The organism is Kribbella sp. NPDC004875, from assembly GCF_042873375.1.
In the GTDB taxonomy this organism is placed as follows: domain Bacteria; phylum Actinomycetota; class Actinomycetes; order Propionibacteriales; family Kribbellaceae; genus Kribbella.
Genome location: NZ_JBIALI010000002.1, coordinates 266,141 through 285,342 on the forward strand (window position 1 = coordinate 266,141; position 19,202 = coordinate 285,342).

At 70.4% G+C, this 19,202-nt stretch carries 17 protein-coding genes; 7 read left to right on the forward strand and 10 right to left on the reverse strand.

Annotated features, from left to right (window positions below; all coding sequences use genetic code 11):
- Positions 1 to 75 precede the first annotated feature (75 nt).
- The gene (locus ACFYRH_RS12395) at positions 76 to 1,539 is read left to right on the forward strand and encodes an NAD-dependent succinate-semialdehyde dehydrogenase (RefSeq protein ID WP_387772481.1); all 1,464 of its coding nucleotides are present in this window, start codon (positions 76 to 78) and stop codon (positions 1,537 to 1,539) included.
- A gap of 23 nt (positions 1,540 to 1,562) precedes the next feature.
- On the opposite strand, the gene ACFYRH_RS12400 is transcribed toward ACFYRH_RS12395, so the two are convergent.
- Together ACFYRH_RS12400 and ACFYRH_RS12405 are read right to left on the reverse strand one after the other, a co-directional pair.
- A complete protein-coding gene (locus ACFYRH_RS12400) occupies positions 1,563 to 2,210 on the reverse strand; it encodes a GntR family transcriptional regulator (RefSeq protein ID WP_387772484.1) in 648 nt (215 codons plus the stop codon).
- Entirely contained in the window at positions 2,207 to 2,935 is a 729-nt protein-coding gene (locus ACFYRH_RS12405; protein ID WP_387772487.1) for a maleate cis-trans isomerase, read from the reverse strand. Before ACFYRH_RS12405 ends, ACFYRH_RS12400 begins: the two co-directional genes overlap by 4 nt.
- A gap of 45 nt (positions 2,936 to 2,980) precedes the next feature.
- Between ACFYRH_RS12405 and ACFYRH_RS12410 the strand changes: the two genes are divergently transcribed.
- Positions 2,981 to 5,857 carry an FAD-binding and (Fe-S)-binding domain-containing protein gene (locus tag ACFYRH_RS12410; RefSeq protein WP_387772490.1) on the forward strand — a complete coding sequence of 959 codons (2,877 nt, stop codon included), beginning with the start codon at positions 2,981 to 2,983 and terminating at the stop codon, positions 5,855 to 5,857.
- Here ACFYRH_RS12410 and ACFYRH_RS12415 read toward each other — a convergent pair.
- The 3 genes from ACFYRH_RS12415 to ACFYRH_RS12425 are packed head-to-tail and all read right to left on the reverse strand — an operon-like array spanning position 5,846 to position 8,959.
- Positions 5,846 to 7,042, reverse strand: a complete 1,197-nt coding sequence (locus ACFYRH_RS12415; RefSeq protein ID WP_387772493.1) for a PLP-dependent aminotransferase family protein — start codon at positions 7,040 to 7,042, stop codon at positions 5,846 to 5,848. The two genes, ACFYRH_RS12410 and ACFYRH_RS12415, sit on opposite strands and share 12 nt — an antisense overlap.
- Positions 7,043 to 7,046: 4 nt before the next feature.
- The gene (locus ACFYRH_RS12420; RefSeq protein WP_387772496.1) at positions 7,047 to 8,207 is read right to left on the reverse strand and encodes a M24 family metallopeptidase; all 1,161 of its coding nucleotides are present in this window, start codon (positions 8,205 to 8,207) and stop codon (positions 7,047 to 7,049) included.
- Positions 8,204 to 8,959, reverse strand: coding sequence for an Asp/Glu racemase (locus tag ACFYRH_RS12425; RefSeq protein ID WP_387772499.1), 756 nt, complete (start codon positions 8,957 to 8,959; stop codon positions 8,204 to 8,206). Before ACFYRH_RS12425 ends, ACFYRH_RS12420 begins: the two co-directional genes overlap by 4 nt.
- A 67-nt stretch (positions 8,960 to 9,026) precedes the next feature.
- Here ACFYRH_RS12425 and ACFYRH_RS12430 point away from each other — a divergent pair, with 67 nt between their 5' ends.
- The 3 genes from ACFYRH_RS12430 to ACFYRH_RS12440 are packed head-to-tail and all read left to right on the forward strand — an operon-like array spanning position 9,027 to position 11,895.
- A complete protein-coding gene (locus ACFYRH_RS12430; protein ID WP_387772502.1) occupies positions 9,027 to 10,007 on the forward strand; it encodes a D-2-hydroxyacid dehydrogenase in 981 nt (326 codons plus the stop codon).
- Positions 10,004 to 11,389 (forward strand): amidase, encoded by a 1,386-nt coding sequence (locus tag ACFYRH_RS12435; RefSeq protein WP_387772505.1) that lies wholly within the window; start codon positions 10,004 to 10,006, stop codon positions 11,387 to 11,389. Before ACFYRH_RS12430 ends, ACFYRH_RS12435 begins: the two co-directional genes overlap by 4 nt.
- Entirely contained in the window at positions 11,386 to 11,895 is a 510-nt protein-coding gene (locus ACFYRH_RS12440) for a DUF3830 family protein (RefSeq protein ID WP_387772508.1), read from the forward strand. Before ACFYRH_RS12435 ends, ACFYRH_RS12440 begins: the two co-directional genes overlap by 4 nt.
- A gap of 21 nt (positions 11,896 to 11,916) precedes the next feature.
- On the opposite strand, the gene ACFYRH_RS12445 is transcribed toward ACFYRH_RS12440, so the two are convergent.
- The 4 genes from ACFYRH_RS12445 to ACFYRH_RS12460 all read right to left on the reverse strand — a co-directional run bounded on the left by ACFYRH_RS12445 (position 11,917) and on the right by ACFYRH_RS12460 (position 16,692).
- Positions 11,917 to 13,080 carry an amidohydrolase family protein gene (locus tag ACFYRH_RS12445; protein ID WP_387772511.1) on the reverse strand — a complete coding sequence of 388 codons (1,164 nt, stop codon included), beginning with the start codon at positions 13,078 to 13,080 and terminating at the stop codon, positions 11,917 to 11,919.
- On the reverse strand, positions 13,077 to 14,255 hold the full coding sequence (locus tag ACFYRH_RS12450) for an ArgE/DapE family deacylase (protein ID WP_387772514.1): 1,179 nt from the start codon (positions 14,253 to 14,255) through the stop codon (positions 13,077 to 13,079). Before ACFYRH_RS12450 ends, ACFYRH_RS12445 begins: the two co-directional genes overlap by 4 nt.
- Before the next feature lie 17 nt (positions 14,256 to 14,272).
- Positions 14,273 to 15,211 (reverse strand): NAD-dependent epimerase/dehydratase family protein, encoded by a 939-nt coding sequence (locus ACFYRH_RS12455; protein WP_387772517.1) that lies wholly within the window; start codon positions 15,209 to 15,211, stop codon positions 14,273 to 14,275.
- Between the two features lie 71 nt (positions 15,212 to 15,282).
- Complete coding sequence (locus tag ACFYRH_RS12460) at positions 15,283 to 16,692, reverse strand: serine hydrolase domain-containing protein (RefSeq protein WP_387772520.1); 1,410 nt, start codon at positions 16,690 to 16,692, stop codon at positions 15,283 to 15,285.
- A gap of 37 nt (positions 16,693 to 16,729) precedes the next feature.
- Here ACFYRH_RS12460 and ACFYRH_RS12465 point away from each other — a divergent pair, with 37 nt between their 5' ends.
- The gene (locus ACFYRH_RS12465; protein ID WP_387772523.1) at positions 16,730 to 17,626 is read left to right on the forward strand and encodes a diacylglycerol/lipid kinase family protein; all 897 of its coding nucleotides are present in this window, start codon (positions 16,730 to 16,732) and stop codon (positions 17,624 to 17,626) included.
- 17 nt (positions 17,627 to 17,643) lie between these two features.
- Here the strand turns inward: ACFYRH_RS12465 and sigJ are convergent, their stop codons facing one another.
- A complete protein-coding gene (sigJ, locus tag ACFYRH_RS12470; RefSeq protein ID WP_387772526.1) occupies positions 17,644 to 18,477 on the reverse strand; it encodes an RNA polymerase sigma factor SigJ in 834 nt (277 codons plus the stop codon).
- A 78-nt stretch (positions 18,478 to 18,555) separates the two neighbouring features.
- Here sigJ and ACFYRH_RS12475 point away from each other — a divergent pair, with 78 nt between their 5' ends.
- Positions 18,556 to 18,930: a DoxX family protein gene (locus ACFYRH_RS12475; protein ID WP_387772529.1), complete on the forward strand. Its 375-nt coding sequence runs from the start codon at positions 18,556 to 18,558 to the stop codon at positions 18,928 to 18,930.
- Positions 18,931 to 19,202 lie beyond the last annotated feature (272 nt).

Here is a 19,202-nt window from a genome sequence, read left to right on the forward strand (position 1 = left end):
GTTGAATGGTCGGTTGAATGGTAGATTGTCGACAATCAGCGTATCTCACGTGTCGAGGCCGGTGAAGGGGTGCGAATGAGCGTGCACGACGAGTCCAGGGTGATCGAGGCGGTCGACAAGGGACTGTTCATCGACGGGAAGTGGACCCCGGCGACCCGGGGCGCGACGTTCGACGTCGTCGACCCGTCGACCGGCAAGGTGCTGTGCGCCGTCGCCGACGCGTCGCCGGCCGACGGGCGGGCCGCGCTCGAGGCGGCGGTCGCGGCGCAGCCGGACTTCGCGCGGACCGCACCGCGCGAACGCGCCGACATGCTCACGGCGGCGTACGAGCTGCTGATGGAGCGGGCCGACGACCTGGCGCTGCTGATGACGCTGGAGATGGGCAAACCGTTGCCCGAGGCCCGTGGAGAGATCGCGTACGCGGCCGAGTTCTTCCGGCACTTCGCCGGGGAGGCGCTGCGGATCGACGGCGGGTACCAGACCGCGCCGGCCGGGAACGCGCGCTTCCTGATCACCAAGCAGCCGGTCGGTCCGTGCCTGCTGATCACCCCGTGGAACTTCCCGATGGCGATGGGGACCCGCAAGCTCGGGCCGGCCATCGCGGCCGGCTGCACGAGCGTGATCAAGCCCGCGCACCAGACGCCGCTCTCGATGCTCGCGCTGATGGGGATCCTGACCGAGGCCGGCGTACCGGCGGGAGCGGTCAACTGTGTGACCGCGATGGACGCGGGTGGCGTGATGGAGCCGCTGATCCGGTCCGGGCTGGCCCGGAAGCTGTCGTTCACCGGGTCCACGCGGGTCGGCCGGGTGCTGCTCGAGCAGTGCGCGGAGAAGGTGCTGCGGACGTCCCTCGAGCTCGGCGGCAACGCGCCGTTCATCGTCTTCGAGGACGCGGACCTGGACGAGGCCGTGACCGGCGCGATCGCGGCGAAGATGCGGAACATGGGCGAGGCCTGTACGGCGGCCAACCGGATCTTCGTGCACGCGTCGGTGATCGACGACTTCGGCCGCCGGCTCGCGGACCGGATGGCGGCGCTCACGGTCGGGCGGGGCACCGAGCCGGACGTCAAGGTCGGGCCGCTGATCGACGAAGCCGGGCGGGAGAAGGTGCGGTCGCTGGTGGCGGACGCCGTCGAACGGGGCGCGACCGTGCTCACCGGGGGAGAGGTCGCGCAGGGGGACGGGTACTTCTACCCGCCGACGGTGCTGACCGGCGTACCGCGGGAGGCGGCGATGGCCGACCAGGAGATCTTCGGGCCGGTGGCTCCGCTGACGCCGTTCAGTACCGAGGAGGAGGTCGTGGCGGCGGCCAACGACACGGAGTACGGGCTGGTCGCCTACGTGTTCACCAACGATCTGCGGCGGGCGCTGCGGGTGGCGGAGTCGATCGAGACCGGCATGGTCGGGCTGAACCAAGGCGTGGTCTCGAACCCGGCCGCGCCGTTCGGCGGGGTCAAGCAGTCCGGGCTCGGGCGCGAGGGCGGCTCGATCGGGATCGACGAGTTCCTGGAGACGAAGTACATCGGGATCGCGGTCTGATTCAGCGGCTGGTCAGCGGCTGGTCAGCGGGTGGTGAGGCGCACGATCGCGTCGTCCATGTGCGCGATCAGGAGGCGGTCGGCGGACTCGGCGTTGCCGGTGCGGATCGCCTCCGCGAGCGCGTAGTGCTCGCGGACGCGGACGTCGGAGGCGGAGTACGTCTCCTCCAGGGCGTGGATGCACATCCGGGTCTCGGTGATGAACGTCTGGTGCATCCGCGACAGCCGCGGGCTGCCGGCCAGCTGCACGAGCCGCTCGTGGAACGCGATGTCGAGCTCGCCGACCGCGGCCGGGTCACCCTCGGCGACGGCCATCCGGTCGACGATCTCGAGCAGCACGGCGCCGGCCGCCTCGGGGTCGCCGTGCAGGATCTTCCGGGCCGCGGCGCGCTCGATCGCCTCCCGGGCCAGGTACATGTCGCGGACGTCGTCGGGGGTCATGTCGACGACGAACAGCCCGCGGTTGCGGATCGAGATCAGCAACCCTTCCTGCGTCAGCCGCTGCATGCCCTCCCGCAACGGGCCGCGGCTGACGCCCAGCTTGCGGGCCAGGTCGGCCTCCCCGAGCTGGGCGCCCGGCTTGAGCTCCCCGTGACCGATGGCCTTGCGCAGTTTGTCGGCGATGATGCTCGGCGTCGACTCCTGGGCCAGCGGCTCGATGTAGTTGGTCACTCCGATATCCCCCTTGTCGCGAACAGGGTCCCCAGACCTGGCAGAGACGGTACCGCTCCGGCCAGCTGCAGGCCCTTCCAGACCGTCACCTGGTTCGCGGTGAGTACCGGCTTGCCGACCGCGGTCTCCAGTTCGTCGATGATCGCCAGCGTGTGCATCGCGGTGTCCGGCACCAGGATCGCCTCGGCGTCCGGGTGGTCGGCGGCCTTCACCATCGCGACCACCTGGTCCGGGGTGAGCGTCCCGACCTCGGCGGCGGTGATGATCCCGTTGCTGCCCATCGAGACCACCTCGACGTCGCCGCCGGTGAGGAAGCGGACGAAGTGCTGAGCGACGTCCTCGGGGTACGACGCGGCGACCGCGACCTTGTGCAGGCCGAGCGCCCGGCAGGCGTCGACGAACGCGATCGAGGTCGACGACGCGGGCACACCGAGCGCCTGCGCGACGCCGGCCGCCTGGATGTTCGCGCCCTCCCGCCCGAACACGAAGCTGCCCGAGGTGCAGGCCCACATCACCGCGTCCGGCCGGGACGGCGCCAACTCGGCGGCGCCTTCGGCCAGCCGTTCCGCGCGGCCGAGGTCGAGGAGCGCGTCCACCCGGTGCGCGTCCTCACCGACCGAGGTGATGACGACCGGCAGCTTTACGGATCCGTCCAACCGCGCCTCGAGCGCCGGGTAGTCGTCCTCCGCGCTGTGTCCCGGGTAAAGCAGCCCTACCGTGACCATCGGACCTCCTGGCTGTCGCGCACCGAAATGGGTAGATTGTCGACAATGTTAACCCCAGACCGCCCCGCGACCCGACCCGCTGAGTACGACGTCCCGCGGCTGGCCACGGTCCTGCGCCGGGAGCTGAGCGGCGTGGTGGCCGACGACGCCCGCACCCGCGCGCTGTACGCCACCGACGGGTCGAACTACCGCGCCGTACCCGACCTGGTGGTGGTCCCGGCGGACGCCGACGAGCTGGCGATCGCCGTCGCGTCGACCGCGGCGGCCGGCGCGCCGGTGGTGGTCCGGGGCGGCGGTACGTCGATGGCCGGCAATGCGATCGGTGGAGTCGTCGTCGATGCGTCCCGGCACGTGAACCGGATCGTCGAGCTCGACCCGGCGTCCCGAACCGCGGTCGTCGAGCCGGGCGTCGTACTCACCGATCTGCTGGCGGCCGCGCGGCCGCACGGGCTGGCGTTCGGTGCGGACCCGTCGTCCGCGAGCCGGGCCACGCTGGGCGGGATGATTGCCAACAATGCCTGCGGTGCACATTCGGTCGCCTGGGGGACGACGGCCGACAATCTCCGCTCGCTCGACGTCGTGCTCGCCGACGGCACGCGTCTGACGGTCGCTTCGGAGGCTGATCGGGCGGCCGCCGCCGCGCGCCCGGGGCGCGAGGGCGAGTTGCACCGCGCGCTGCAGGCGTTCACCGATCGGAACGAGTTGCTGATCCGGCGACGGTTCGGGCAGTTCACCCGGCAGATCTCTGGTTATGCGTTGCATCGGCTGCTCCCCGAGCACGGCTACAACGTCGCCGGTCTGCTCTCCGGCAGCGAGGGCGGTCTGGCCGCGACGCTGCGTGCGACGGTGCAGCTCACCGAGTTGCCCAAGGCAAAGGTTCTCTGTGCGCTGGGGTTCGCCGACTCGGTGACCTCGGCTGATTGTGTGCCCGTCGTGCTCCGGCACGGGCCGCTGACGATGGAGTCCATCAACAGCGAGCTCGTCGACCGGTTGCCGACAGAGGTTCGCGACGCCGCGGTCCGTGCCGGACTGCCGGCCGGGAACGCGTGGCTGCTCGTCGAGATCGGCGGCGACGACGAGGCGCTCGCCGCGGCGTCGGCGCGCCTGATGCTCGAGGAGTTGCGCGACTCCGGTTCGCCCGCGACCGCGTCGCTGGTCACCGACCCGAAGTCGCAGGCGGTTCTGTGGCGCTGCCGTACGGACGCCGCGGGCCTGGCGACACGTCGCGCGGACGGGGCGGAGGCGTGGGGCGGTTGGGAGGATGCCGCCGTACCGCCGGAGCGACTGGGCGCGTACCTGCGCGGGCTCGACGAGGTGCTCGGGCGGCACGGGTTGTCGGGGGCGTCGTACGGGCACTTCGGCGAAGGTTGCATGCACATGCGGATCGACTTCGATCTGCTGAGTGCGCGCGGCCTCGCGACGTACCGCGACTTCGTCGAACAGGCCGCGGACCTCGTGGTGGAGCTCGGCGGTTCGGTGTCCGGCGAGCACGGTGACGGGCGCGCGCGGGGTGAGCTGCTCGGCAAGATGTACGGCGCGGACGGTCTCGCGCTGTTCGGTGAGCTGAAGCGGCTGTGGGATCCGGCCGATGTGATGAACCCGGGCATGATCGTCGACCCGCCGCCCTTCGACGCCGGGATCCGGCACGACGGCCCGGCGAAGGGCCGCAAGCTGCTGACGATGTTCGACTATCCCGAGGACGGGCACGACTTCGCGCAGGCGCAGCGCCGGTGTGTCGGGATCGGGAAGTGCCGGCAGAGCTCGGGCAGCGTGATGTGCCCGAGCTACCAGGTCACCCGCGACGAGCTGCACTCGACGCGCGGCCGGGCGCACCTGCTGTGGGAGATGTTGCAGGGTGATGTCGTCACGGACGGCTGGCGGTCCACCGAGGTGCGGGACGGGCTCGATCTCTGCCTGTCCTGCAAGGGATGTCTGTCCGACTGTCCGGTGAACGTCGACATGGCGACGTACAAGGCCGAGTTCACGCATCACCACTACGCGCGGCGGCCGTGGGCGCGGCCGCTGTCGCACTGGTCGATGGGGTGGCTGCCGCTGTGGTCGCGGCTCGCGTCGCGGGCGCCGAAGCTCGCGAACGCGTTCGCCGGTCTGCGGTTGACGAAGCGGCTCGGTGGGATCGCGGCCGAGCGGGACGTGCCGCCGTTCGCTCGGGAGAGCTTCACCCAGTGGTTCACGCGGCGGGGCGGGTCGACCGGTGAGAAGAAGGTCGTGCTCTGGCCGGACACCTTCACGAACTACCTCGCGCCGGAGATCGGCCGTGCCGCGGTCACCGTGCTGGAGGCCGCGGGTTTCGAGGTCGTGCTCCCCGACAAGCCGGTCTGTTGTGGACTGACCTGGGTGTCGACCGGTCAATTGTCGACGGCCCGCCGCGTCCTCGACCGTTCCCTGCACACGCTCGCCCCGCACCTGACCGCCGGTACGCCGATCGTCGGCCTCGAACCGAGTTGTACGGCGGCCCTCCGCCACGACGCACCAGACCTGCTGTCCGGCAACCCGCTGGCCGCCGCGGCCGCCGCGACGACGCGCACGTTCTCCGAGCTGCTCGTCGAGGCCGGCTGGAAGCCACCGCAGGTCGGGGGAGCTGCGTACGTCCAGCAGCACTGTCACCAGCACGCGGTCCTCGGCTTCGACTCCGATCGTCACCTGATGGCGGCGGCCGGCATCGACGCGGGCATGGCCGATCCCGGCTGCTGCGGGCTGGCGGGCAACTTCGGTTTCGAACGCGACCACTACGAGATCTCGCAGGCCGTCGGCGAGCAGTCACTGCTGCCCGCCGTACGGTCATTGCCCGAGACAACGACCGTACTGGCGGACGGATTCAGTTGCCGTACCCAGATCGCGCAGGGTACGACGCGCCGCGCGAGGCACCTCGCCGAACTCCTCGCCGACGGGCTACCCCGCTAGCTTGTCGACCGCTCGGCGGAGGCGGGTGATGCCTTCGTGGATGCGGTCCGGGGTGGTCGAGGCGAAGCAGACGCGGAAGGCGTCGGTGAAACGGCCGGTGGGGGAGAAGGCGGGACCGGGGATGAACGCGACGCCTTCGGCCAGGGCGATCTCGAACAGTTCCTCGGTGCTCACGCCGTTCTCCAGCGTCACCCAGAGGAAGAAGCCGCCCTCGGGATCGGTCCACCGCGCGATGTCCCCGAAGTGCTCGGTGAGCGCGGCGTGCATCGCCTCCTTGCGGCGCCTGTACTCCGCCCGCTGGGTCGCCAGGTGCTCCTCGAGATGACCGCCGGTCAGGAACCCGGCGAGCAGCTTCTGCGCGGGCAGGTTGGTACACGTGTCCATCGCCTGCTTGGCGTTGATCAGCAGTTGCTGCAGTTGCGGGTCCGCGTCGACCCAGCCGACGCGCAGACCGGGCGCGACGATCTTCGAGAACGTACGCACGGAGAACACCAGCGGATCGCCCGCGCCGAGCGCACGCAGCGTCGGCAACGGGTCGCCGGCGAACCGCAACAGCCCGTACGGGTCGTCGTCGATCACCATCGATCCCCAGGACCGGGCCAGTTCGAGCAGCCGGTGCCGGCGCTCCAGCGAGAGCGTCGCGCCGGACGGGTTCTGGAAGGTCGGGATCGTGTAGATCGCCTTTGGCCGGCGGTCGCCGAGTAGGCGGGGCAGATCGTCGACCATCATCCCGTCGTCGTCGACCGGCACCTCGAGCAGTTCGGCGCCGTACGAGAGCGCGGTCGCGCTGCCGTTCGTGTACGTCGGGGACTCGACGACGACCAGATCACCCGGGTCGACGAAGATCTTGCAGAACAGGTCGAGCCCCTGCATCCCGCCCGCGGTGACGGTGAGCCGCTCCGGCGTCGTCTCGTCGCTGGTGCCGCGGAGCATCTCGAGGAGTGCGGCGTGTAACGGCGGGTCGCCCTCGGTGGCCGCGTAGTCGTAGGCGGCCGGCTGACTCAGCTCGCCGGCGGCGATCGCGGACAGGAGCTTGGCCGGGACCGCCTCGGCCGCCGGCGATCCCATCGCGAAGCGGACGATGTCATGGGTCTGCTTGTGCAGGAGCGACGTACTCGAGTCGATCACCGATCCCACCAGTCCGGCGGCACGTGCGGCGTACGGCAGTGCGGGTCGTGCGGTCAAGGGGTTACCTCCTGATCGTCAGTTCGTGGGACAGTCCGGTCAGACGTTCCACTCCGTCGGTGGTGACCACCACGGGCTCGGACAGCTCGTAGCCCCAGCCGTCCATCCACATGCCGAGGATCACGTGGAACGCCATCCCCGCGGTCAGCACGGTGGTCTCCTCGGGGCGCAGGCTGACGGTGCGTTCCCCCCAGTCCGGCGGGTACCCGATGCCGATCGAGTACCCGATCCGGGACTCCTTCACCAGCCCGTGCGCCGCGATCACGTCGTTGAACGCGGCGTGCACCCCGCTCCCGGTGACCCCGGGACGGATCGCCGCCAGCGCGGCCTGCATGCCGTCGGCAACGATCTTGGCGGTCTCCCGGAGCCGGTGCGGTGGGTCGCCGAGCATCGCGGTGCGGGCGAGCGGGGCGTGGTACCGGCCGAACACGCCGGCCAGTTCGATCGTGGTCGCCTCGTTGTTGACGAACGGGCGGTCGGTCCAGGTCAGGTGCGGCGTACCGGCCGCGTCGCCGGTCGGCAGCATCGGCACGATGGCGGGATAGTCACCGCCGTGCTCGGGGGTGCCGGAGGTCTGCGCGGCGAGGATCTCGGCGACCAGATCGCACTGCCGGCGACCCGGCCGGAGCTGCTCGAGCGCGACCCGCATCGCCTGCTCGGCGATCGTGCCGGCGATCCGCAGCTGCTCCACCTCGTACGGCGACTTCACCAGCCGGACCCAGTTCACCAGCTCACCCGAGTCGACGAGCCGGTGACCGGGCAGACCGTTGCTGAGGGCAAGGTAGCTGCGCGCGCTGAAGAAGTGCGCGTCGGTCTCGACCGCGATGTCGGCGCCCGCCGGGACCAACTCGCGGCACCCGTTCGCGATCCAGTCGAACGGATGGACGTCCGGGCGGTGCACCAGCCGTTCGGGATACCCGTGGATCTGGTCGGGCCCCAGGTTGCAGGTGTACGCCGCCCCGGCCGCGTCCATCGCCCGCGCGAACAGGTGCGCGTCACCGTCGGCCAGGACCAGCAGACATTGCGGTGTGTAGAACGACCACGCGTCGTACCCGGTCAGGTAGAAGATGTTCGCCGGGTCGCTGACCACCAGTGCGCCGAGCCCGCGCTCGGTCAGGATGGCGCGCACCCGGGCCAGCCGGACGGCGTACTCGGCGGCGTTCATCCGGCGCTCATCAGGTGTTGTCCCGGCCCGATCCCGGTGTGGCCGGCGAGCTCCAGCGCCGCCCACATCGTGACCTGGTTCGCGGTCAGTACCGGCTTTCCCAAGGTGGCCTCCAGCCCGGCGATGACGTCGTACGTCGGAAGGTTCGTACAGCTGATGAAGATTGCCTCGACCGCGTCGCTGTCGACACTGCGGACCAGCTCGACGGTCGTCTCGTAGGGGACCGCCCAGATCTGCGCGATCAGTCCGAGCCCGGCGGTCGCTACCACCTCGACCCCGGACTCGGCGAGGAACGCGCTCAGTCCCGCGGTCAGGTCGTTCGTGTACGGCGTGACGGTGGCGATCCGGGTGATCCCGAGGCGGCGCAGTGCGAGCAGCAGCGCACCGCTCGTGGTCACCGCCGCCGGAGCGCCGGCGCCGATCATCGCGTCGACGAGCCGGAGTTCGCCGGCCAGGCCGCCGACGAAACTCCCGAAAGTACAGGCGTAGGCGACCGCCAGCGGAGCCACCGACAGCACGTTGTAGGTGGTCCGGGCGACCATTTCCGGATCCGAGATGTGCACGGCCATCTCGACGGTGGCGGCCATCGGGGCGTAGGGCGTCCGGGTGCAGTGCAGGGTGACGTTGTCGGGGACCCAGCGCCACAGTTCCCGGTCGAGCGCGAAGTCGTACGGCGCGACAACCCCGATGCCGGTCTGCAGCAGTGGTGGCACCGCCGCCGGCAGGGGGTGAGTGGAGGGACGCGAACTCATGCGAGTCAGTGTGCGACCTCGTAGAGATTGTTGACAATCCTACTAGCGAGTTCCTAGCCTCGAAGCCGTGCCAGCCACCCCCCAACGCCCCGTGGTCGCGGTGCTCTGTGAGCGCGCGACGGACCGCCCGCCGGGCCTCGCCGACCTGCCGGTCGACTTCCGGTACTGCGCCGCCGACGGACTGCCCGAGGCGGTCCAGGGCGCGCAGGTGCTGATGCTGTGGGACTTCTTCTCGACGGCGGTCCGGGACGTCTGGCCGGACGCCGGATCGCTGGAGTGGATTCACGTCACCGCGGCGGGTGTCGACACGCTGCTCTTCGACGAGCTGCGGGACTCCGCGGTCGTGGTCACCAACGCGCACGGCGTGTTCGACCGGCCGATCGCCGAGTACGTGCTCGGCGCGGTGATCGCGCACGCCAAGGACAGCCTCCGCAGCTTCGACCTGCAGCGCGGTCACCAGTGGCGGCACCGCGAGACCCGAAGCATCCTCGGCGCGAAGGCGCTCGTCGTCGGCACCGGCGCGATCGGGCGCGAGACCGCCCGCCTGCTCCGCGCGGCGGGCCTTCAGGTGCGCGGCGCCGGTCGTACGACGCGATCCGGCGACCCGGACTTCGGCGAGGTCGTTGCCAGCGGCAATCTGGCGGCCGAGGTGGAGTGGGCCGACCATCTGGTCCTCGCCGCCCCGCTGACCGACGCGACCCGCGGTCTCGTCGACGCCGGCGTCCTCGCGGCGATGCGGCCGGGCACGCATCTCGTCAACGTCGCCCGCGGTCCGATCGTCGATGAAGCGGCGCTGCTCGAGGCCGTCGCCGACGGCCGGATCGCCGCCACCCTGGACGTCTTCGACCGCGAACCGTTGCCGCCGGACCACCCGCTCTGGGACGCCCCGAACGTCACCGTCACCGCGCACATGTCCGGTGACGTGATCGGCTGGCGCGACACCCTGGCGGCGCAGTTCGCCGGCAACGTCCGGCGCTGGCTGGCCGGCGAACCGCTGCTGAACGTGGTGGACAAGAAACTCGGCTACATCCCGACAGGAGATCGATGACGCAGGCAACCGAGCTGGTCGAGGGGTATCGGAGCAAGCAGATCTCGCCGGTCGAGGCCACGCAAGCGGCGTTGGACGCGATCGAGCGGTACGACGGCCAGGTGAACGCGTTCGTCCTGGTGGACGCCGAGGGAGCGCTGGCCGCTGCGAAGGCGTCGGAGGCCCGGTGGCACTCAGGGGAGCCACTGGGGCCCGGCGACGGGGTGCCGACGTCCATCAAGGACGCGCTGTGGACCAAGGGCTGGCCGACCCTGCGCGGCAGCACGTTGATCGACCCGGCCGGCCCGTGGGACGAGGACGCTCCGTCCGTCGCGCGGCTGCGGGAGACCGGCGCCGTCTTCCTCGGTAAGACCACCACCCCGGAGTACTCGTGGAAGGGCGTCACCGACTCGTCCACGTACGGCGCGACCGGCAACCCGTGGGACCCGGGACTGACGTCCGGCGGATCGAGTGGTGGTTCGGCGACCGCGGTCGGGCTCGGGATGGGCGTGTGGTCGCTCGGCACCGACGGCGGCGGGTCCGTCCGGATCCCGGCCGCCTTCACCGGCACGGTCGCGTTGAAGCCGACGTACGGGCTGATCCCGTTGTTCCCGCCGAGCGCGTTCGGGACCTTGTCGCACGCGGGGCCGATGACGCGGACGGTGCGCGAAGCGGCGGCGCTGCTCGACGTGGTCACCGGGTTCGACCCGCGCGACTGGTCGGCGATGCCGACGCCGCCGACCTCGTTCCTGCACGGGATCGACGACGGGGTGGCCGGGCTGCGGGTCGGCTTCTCGGCCGACCTCGGGTTCGTCCGGAACGACCCCGAGGTCGAGGCGCTGGTCCGGGCGGCGGTCGGTGTGCTCGCGGACGCGGGGGCGCGGATCACCGAAGTGGATCCGGGGTTCACGGATCCGATCGACGCGTTCAACGTGCTCTGGTGGTCCGGTGCCGCGAAGGTGCTCTCGGCGTACGACGTGGACGACCGCGTCGATCCGGGACTGCGACGGGTCGCCGAGCTCGGATCGGCGTACTCGGCCTCGGACTTCCTCGACGCCACCAACGTCCGGATGGAGTTGGGGACGTTGATGGGCCGCTTCCACGAGCGGTACGACGTGCTGATCACGCCGACGTTGCCGATCACCGCCTTCCCTGTCGGGCAGGATGTTCCGGACGGATCGACGTCACCGGACTGGACCGACTGGACGCCGTACACGTATCCGTTCAACCTCACCCAGCAGCCGGCGCTCAGTGTGCCGTGCGGGTTCACGAAGGCCGGACTGCCGGTCGGTCTGCAAGTGGTCGGTCGGCGGCATGACGACGCGCTGACCCTGCGGGTCGGGCAGGCGTACCAGGCCTTGACCGACTGGCATCGCCGTACCCCGACTTTGGAGGCCCAGTGAGCGACACCGTGAGTAAGTTCATCACCGTCAGTTTGGACAAGCGCGGCGTGAGCTGCGTCGCGAAGCTGCTCGATGACGTGGCACCGCGGACCTGCGCGGCCGTGTGGGACGCGCTGCCGTTGTCGGCGCCCGTGTTCCACGGCAAGTACGCGCGGAACGAGATCTACACGCTGCTGCCCGCGTTCGCGCCGGCCGACCCGGGGAAGGAGAACACCACGATCACGCCGATCCCGGGTGACCTGTGCTGGTTCTCGTTCGACTCCGACGACCTGGGCAACCCGGCGTACGGGTACGAGAACACGACCGGGACCGGGACGACCGGCGCGATCGTCGACCTCGCGGTGTTCTACGGGCGGAACAACCTGCTGATCAACGGCGACCAGGGCTGGGTGCCGGGCAACGTGTTCGGGGCGATCACCGAGAACCTCGACGAGTTCGCGGCTGCGTGTCAGGACCTGTGGATGGGGGGCGCCCGCGGCGAGACGCTGTCTTTCAATCGACTCTGAGCGGCTCCTGCGGTGTGAGAGTCAACGCGCGACCTCGACCCCGTTGTGGAAGACCCGTTGGAGACGTTCCTCGATCGAGGCGCAGTCGACCGCGTCGCCCGCGAGCACGAGGAGATCGGCCCGCTTGCCGACCGCGATCTCCCCGCGGTCGTCGGCCAGCCCGAGCAACCGGGCCGCCTCGATCGTCGCCGCTCGGAGCGCGCCCGCATCGCCCAGTCCCGCGTCGGCCAGGTGCCGGAGTTCCCAGAGCACCTCGGTGTGCGGCCGGACGGGATTGTCCGTGCCCATCGCGATCCGCACACCCGCGTCGATGGCGAGTCGCATCGACTTGCGGTGCGCCTCGGCAGCACCTTCCGGCGCGTGCTCCGGGTCCGACTGCGTGACGGAGAGCGTGGGCACGTACCACGTCCCGGACTCCGCCATCGCCCGAACCGCGGTCTCGTCGAGGAACGTCCCGTGCTCGATGCTCCCGGCACCGGAACGCGCGGCGAGCTCGGCGGCCCGGGCTCCGTGGGCGTGGACCATCACCTTGCGCCCGCCGCGCCGCTGCGCTTCGTCCACCAGCGCAGTCATCTCGTCGGCGGTGAGCTCGATGTCGTGAACTCCGGTCCCGATCGCCATCGAGCCGGTGGCGGTCGCCTTGATCCAGTCCGCGCCGGCGCGGACCATCCGCCGTACGACGGCCCGTGCGCCGTCCGGCCCGTCGAAGATCGGATCCGGTAGCGACGGGTCGTCGAAGAAGTCGAGCGGCCCGGTCCGCGGCGCCCACAGGTCGCCGATGGCACCCGTCGTCCCGACCTGCCGAAGACTCAGAAGGATCTGCGGCCCGTCGATCCAGCCCTTCTCCACAGCCATCCGTACGCCGGCATCCGCACCCCATGCGTCCCGCACAGTGGTGACCCCGAGTCGCAGCAGCGTCCGCAGCACCGGTACGGCGGACAGCGGCCGGACCGACCGCGGCAGGCCGAACGGGTCGCGTCGGGTCTGCGTGATGCACACATGCGTGTGACAGTCGATCAAGCCAGGCAGTACCAGACCGCCCGCGCAGTCGATTGCCTCGTCACCGTCCAGCCCGATCCCGACGTCGACGATCCGGTCGCCTTCCAGTACGACGTCGGCCGGCCGCGCCGCGCCCGAGTCGACGTCGAGGACCGAGCCCCCGCGGAGCAGGATCCGCCGGCTCACCCGAGCATCCGCAGCGCGGTGAGGACGTAGGTCCGGGCGGCCGTGACGAGTTCGGCGATCGCGACGGACTCGTCGGCTCGGTGTGCCTGCGACGTGACCGAGCCGGGGCCGACGACAACCACCGGTACGCCGAGATCGCGCGCGACGTACCCGCCGTCGCAGGCAGCCGACCAGCCGGCCAGCGGCATCGGCGCACCACCCGCGTCGAACCGGGCCGCCTCGGTGATGCGGACCAGGTCGTCGTCCTCGGGTGTCTCGAACGCGGGCATCTCCATCGGCATCGCGAGCTCGACGGTCAGGCCGCGGTCTTCCAGGCGGAGCGCGGCGACCCGGCGGCCGAGGTCGGCGAGCACCTCGGCGGGGGACTCACCGGGCAGCAGCCGGCGGTCCGCGACGACGACACAGTCGGCCGGGACGATCGAACCGCCGGTGCCGCCGTTGATCTGGCCGACACTCCACGTCGCGGGGCCGAGCAGGGGATGCGGGGTCTTCGCCAGCTCTTCGTGCAGCCGCTCGATCTCGGCGACGACCGCGGTGGCGCCGTAGATCGCGTTGACGCCGTCGTCCGGGTGGCCGGAATGCGCGGCACGGCCGTGCACTGAGACCTGCAAATAGGAATCACCACGCGCCGCGATGATCGTCTGCAGATCGGTCGGCTCGGCGGTGATACAGCCGGCGTACCTGCCCTGGTTGTCCTTGAGAAACGCGCGGATGCCTTTGCCGGTCTCCTCCTCGTCGACCACCGCGGCCAGTTCGACCGGTCCGGCGAGGGTGCTGCCGCGGAGTGCGGCGAGCGCGACGAGGGCCGCGGCCAGGCCGCCCTTCATATCGGTCGCGCCGCGCCCGTGGATCCGGCCGTCCCGGACCAGACCGCCGAACGGATCGACCGTCCAGCCGTCGCCGACCGGGACCACGTCGGTGTGCCCGAGCAGCAACAGCCCAGGACCGTTGCCGCCGGCAAGCGTGATCGAGACGTTGTCCCGGTCCGGTTCGACGGCCGCCGTCCGGACGTCGAGACCGAGATCGCGGGCCGCCGCGGTCAGGACGGCCACCGTCGCGGCCTCCTCACCGGGCGGGTTCTGCCCGCGGGCCCGGACCAGGTCCGTGGTGATCCGGACCAGCAGGTCCTCGTCGATCCGGTCCAGCACCTGCTGTTCGGTGGGTGTCAGGCTCATGCCCACCAACCTTAGGGTCAGAGGCCGTCACGGAAGCCTTCGCGCCAGGACGAGTACCGCGGTTGCCAGTCGAACGTGCGCTTGGCCAGCGTGTTGTCCGCGCCGCGGATCTCGGTGAATGCCGCCACTCCAGCATCGCCGACCGCGAGTCGGCCGAGCCAGGTGGGGATGTGCCGCGGCGGCTTCGCGCCGAGGATCTTCGCGAACTCCGGCAGCCACACCGCGACCTGCGCCGGGTCGTCGTCCGCGATCTGGAACACACCGGTGACGTCGCTCTCGACCGCTTTCACGGTCGCCGCGGCCGCGTCGTCGTAGTGGATGAACGACCAGACCCCGGTGCCGTTGCCGATCAGCGGCAGCCGGCGCTTCTGGATCAGCTCCACCATCGAGCCGCCCTTGCCGATGTCACCGGTCGGGCCGTAGAAGCTCCCGTACCGGAGCGCGACGCCCTCGATGTCGCCGGCGTCCGTCACCGCCGACTCGAGGTGCTTGATACCGGCCATCGTCTGCCGCTGCGCGGGCACCGGGTCCGGGTCCAGCGGGACCGCCTCGGTCTTCGTCGCGGATCCACCGTGCTGCAGGTTCCAGCCGGCGTACGACTGGACGACGAACCGTCGTACGCCGGCAGCTCGGGCGACGGCGAGCAGATGGTCGGTCCCCTCGGTCCGCAACCGGTTCGTCGTCGCGAAACTTTCGTCGAAATGCTTGAAGTCGATCCCGCCCTTGAGCGCCGTCATCTGGTGGACGACGACCTCCGGACGCACCGACTCCACGGCGGCACGGACCGCGGCAGCGTCCAGACCGTCCGCGAGAACGGCGTCCGCGCCGAACGCCCGCACCCCGGCCGCACCGGACTCGGACCGGGTCATCCCGGTCACGTCGTGCCCTGCCGCGAGCAGCTGCGGTACCAGCGACCGGCCCATTCCGCCGGTCGCGCCTGCCACCAAGACCTTCATGTCATCCTCCGTCGTGCGTGCTTACGACCCGGAGGACACGGCCCACCCCCAGCGTTGTGACATGACCTGGATCACTTGTCCGAGGTCAGCGAGATGCCGGTCGGGCCGAACGAGACGTTCAGCTCGCCGTCGATCGTCATCGTGTCGCCGTCGGTCCGGCAGGCGAGCCGGGCGACGAACGGCGTCTCGACCCAGCGGAACGTCGCGACGAACGCGTCACCGTCCTGGTACGCGCTGGTCAGGACCCGCTGAGCGGTGTCGGGACCGGTGTCCGGACCGGCGTCGTCGATCGGGTCCGTCGCGGTCTGCTCCCGCCAGTCGCCGGCCGCGCAGACCAGCTCGTGGGACCGGCCCTGCAGGTCCTCGAACGTGAACGTGCCGGTGCCGTCGACGTCCAGTCGCACCGCGGTCAGGCCGGTCGCGTTGCTCGCGCTGAAGCGGTACGTCGTGCCGTCGCCCGGGGCCGGCGCGGGACCGGCCGGCGGCGCCAGCACGAGTCGCTCCGGGCGCTCCGCCGCGGGCACCTCCTTGCCCTCGAGCGCGGGCAGCAGGTACTCCCAGACGGTGTTCAGGATCGCCTGCATGTCCGTCGTCGCACTGGTGACGATCAGCGCGGCGTCGTACTCCGGGAGCACCAGGATGAACTGGCCGAACGCGCCGTCACCCCGATAGGTGTTGTGGCGGCCGCGCCAGAACTGGAAGCCGTAGCCCTGCTTCCAGTCCGGGTTCTCCTCATTGTCGTTGGGTACCTGTTTCGACGTCGCCGCCTCGAACCACTCGGCGGGCACGAGCTGTGTGCCCTGCCACTGTCCCCGCTGGAGGAGCAGTTGCCCGAAGCACGCCATCGACTCGGTGTCGATGCTGAGCCCCCAGCCGCCGACGGTGATCCCTTCCTTCGACACCTGCCAGGTCGCCTCGGTCGCGCCGAGCGGCTCGAACAGGCGCGGACGCAGGTAGTCCAGCAGGGTCTCGCCGGTGAGGCGCTGCAGGATCGCGGACAGCATGTACGTCGCGCCGCTGTTGTAGACGAACTCCGTGCCCGGCTCGTGCCTGACCTCGAGGCCGAGGAAGATCTTCACCATCCGGCGGTCCCGGCTGAGCGCCTCGACGGTGTCCTGCGAGTGCCCGGTCGTCATCGTCAGCAGATGCCGGACCTTCATCGCGGCCAGGTTGTCGCTGATCGTCTCCGGCAGCTCGTCGGCGTCGAAGAACGAGATCACCTGGTCGTCGAGCGACAGCAGCCCGGCATCGATCGCCAGCCCGATCGCCGTCGACGTGAAGCTCTTCGAGACCGAGAAGAGCAGGTGCCGGTCCGTCGACCGGTACGGCGCCCAGGCCTCCTCGAGCACGACATGACCGTGCCGCAGCAGCATGATCGTCTGGATCTCCGGGTCGCCGGCGTCGAGGGCTCCGACAAAACTGCCGAGCGCCGCGGCGGACAACCCCTGGGCTTCTGGCGTACTCCGTGGAAGTCTGCTCACCCTGAGCACGCTATCTTCCCGAACGGACAAAAATAAGGTGAGTTCTGCCAGGCGAGCAGCCGTCATCGTCAATCCCGTCAAGGTCGACGGCGCCGCGTTCCGCCGTACCGTCGAGGCCGCGCTGGCCGACCGGGGGTTCGACGAGCCGTTGTGGCTGGAGACGACCCCGGACGACGCCGGCGTCGGGATGGCGCGGCGCGCGATCGACGAGCAGGTCGATCTGGTGCTGGTCGCGGGTGGCGACGGCACCGTCCGGGTGGTGTGCGGTGAGCTGGCCGGGACGAAGGTCCCGGCGGCCGTGCTGCCGGGCGGCACCGGGAACCTGCTCGCCCGCAACCTCGGGATCTCGCTCGACCTCGAGGTCGCGTTGCACGACCTGCTCGACGGGTCGGAGCGGCGGATCGACAGCGTGCTGATCGAGGGCGACGAGCTGTCCAGGGATCGATTCGTGGTGATGGCCGGTCTCGGGCTGGACGCCGCGATCATCGACGACGCGCCCGACGATCTGAAGAAGCAGGTGGGGTGGGCGGCGTACGTCGTCTCGACGCTGAAGAACCTGAACCATCCGTCCGTGCACGTCGAGATCACCGTGGACGACCAGCCGCCGGTACGCCGCCGCGCGCGGACCGTGGTGATCGGGAACGTCGGCACCTTGCAGGCGAACATCCCGTTGCTTCCGGACGCCGAACCCGATGACGGGCGGATCGACGTCGTCGTGCTCATGCCGCGGCGGATCAGTCACTGGCCGCGGCTTGCGCTCGGCCTGGTCGTCAAGTCCTGGCGCGAGCGCCACGTCGAACGCTTCACCGGCCACCGCATCCAGGTCCGGGCCGACCGTCCGGTACGCCGCCAACTCGACGGCGACGCGATCTCGGAGGGCACGTCCTTGGTTGCGGAGGTGGACCCGGCAGCCCTCGTCGTTCGCGTCCCGTAACGGCCGGGCCGGCGGTGTCAGGGCTGGACGTGGGTCAGTTTGTCGGGGTTGACGACGCCGTGGATGGCGCTGATGCGGCCGTCGGCGACCACGAAGGACCAGACTGCGACGGTGCGGTTGGCGCCGTCGTGGATCCGGAGCGCGGGCTGGCCGCCGACGTGTACGCCCTCGGTGCGCAGCTGACCGAACTTACCGAAGGCACCGACCAGCATCCGCGCGACATTGCCGGCGCCGTGCACGGGCCGCGGAAAACCGCCCTTGCCGCCGCCGTCGCCGGTGAACGTCGCGTCCGGCGTGAGCAGTGCGACGAGGGCCTCCAACTCGCCCTCCTGCGCGGCCGCGACGAATCGGCGTACCAGCTCGTCGCGTTCCCGCGGTGAGGGATCGAAGCGGGGCCGGTTGTCGGCGATCCGGCGGCGCGCGCGGACGGCGAGCTGCCGGCAGCTGGCGGGCGTCTTGCCGAGGATGCCGGCCAGGTCGTCGTAGGAGTACCCGAAGACGTCGCCGAGCAGGAACACCGCCCGCTGGTCGGGGGAGAGGCGCTCGAGGACGACCAGGAAAGCGGTCGACAACGAGTCCGCGAGCGCGGCCCGATCGGCGAGATCGACGTACTCGTCGACGGCGGGCTCCGGGAGCCACGGACCGAAGTACTGCTCCCGCTGCCGCCGCGCCGACCGCAACTGGTCGATCGCGAGCCGCGTCGTGACGGTCGTCAGAAACGCCTTCGGTGAACTCACCTCGGGCTCCCGGTGCAGGCGCAGGTACGCCTCCTGGACGACGTCCTCCGCGTCACCGAAGGTGCCGAGCATCCGGTACGCGATCGAGAGCAGCAGCGGTCTGAGTTCCTCCATCACATCCTTCACAGACGATCGAGACGGTCCCTCAGTGACAGTGTCACAGGTGCGATCGTTCGATCGTCTGCAATCCACATGAACACGATCACCTGGATCTTCAGCGGCGCGCTGGCCGTCGTCTTCACGATCTCCGGCATCCTCAAGGCCACGATGTCCCGCGCCCGCCTGATCGCCACGGGTCAAACCGGCATCGCCCCGTTCCCGATGCCCCTGATCCGCCTGGTCGCCATCTGCGAACTGGCCGCCGTGGCAGGCCTCTTCGCCCCCTGGCTGACCAACCACGCCCGCATCCTCACGCCACTCGCCGCCGTCGGCCTGGCCGTCGTCATGATCGGCGCCGCCACCTCCCACTCCTCCCTCAAAGAACCCAAATCCACCGCCGCCAACACAGTCCTCCTAGCCCTAGCCACCTTCGTAGCAGCCACCCGCTTCGCCGACCTGTTCCTGTGAGCTAGTGCCGTGACAAGAAACGTTGAGGTCGTCCATCAGCTCAGCGCGTCCCCCGGTTTCCCCAGCCAGACACCCCAGCCAGGCACCCCGGCCGGGCACCCCGGCCGGGCACCCCGGCCAGGCACCCCGGCCAGGCATTCGAGCGGTTCACCCCTGATGTTGTCCCTGTGCAGTTGGCATGCCGCGTGGGAACGGACCATTTCCGAGGTGAACCACCCAAACGGCGCCACGGCGCCACGGCGCCGCGTGCAGAGCCGGCTGGGGTCATCGCT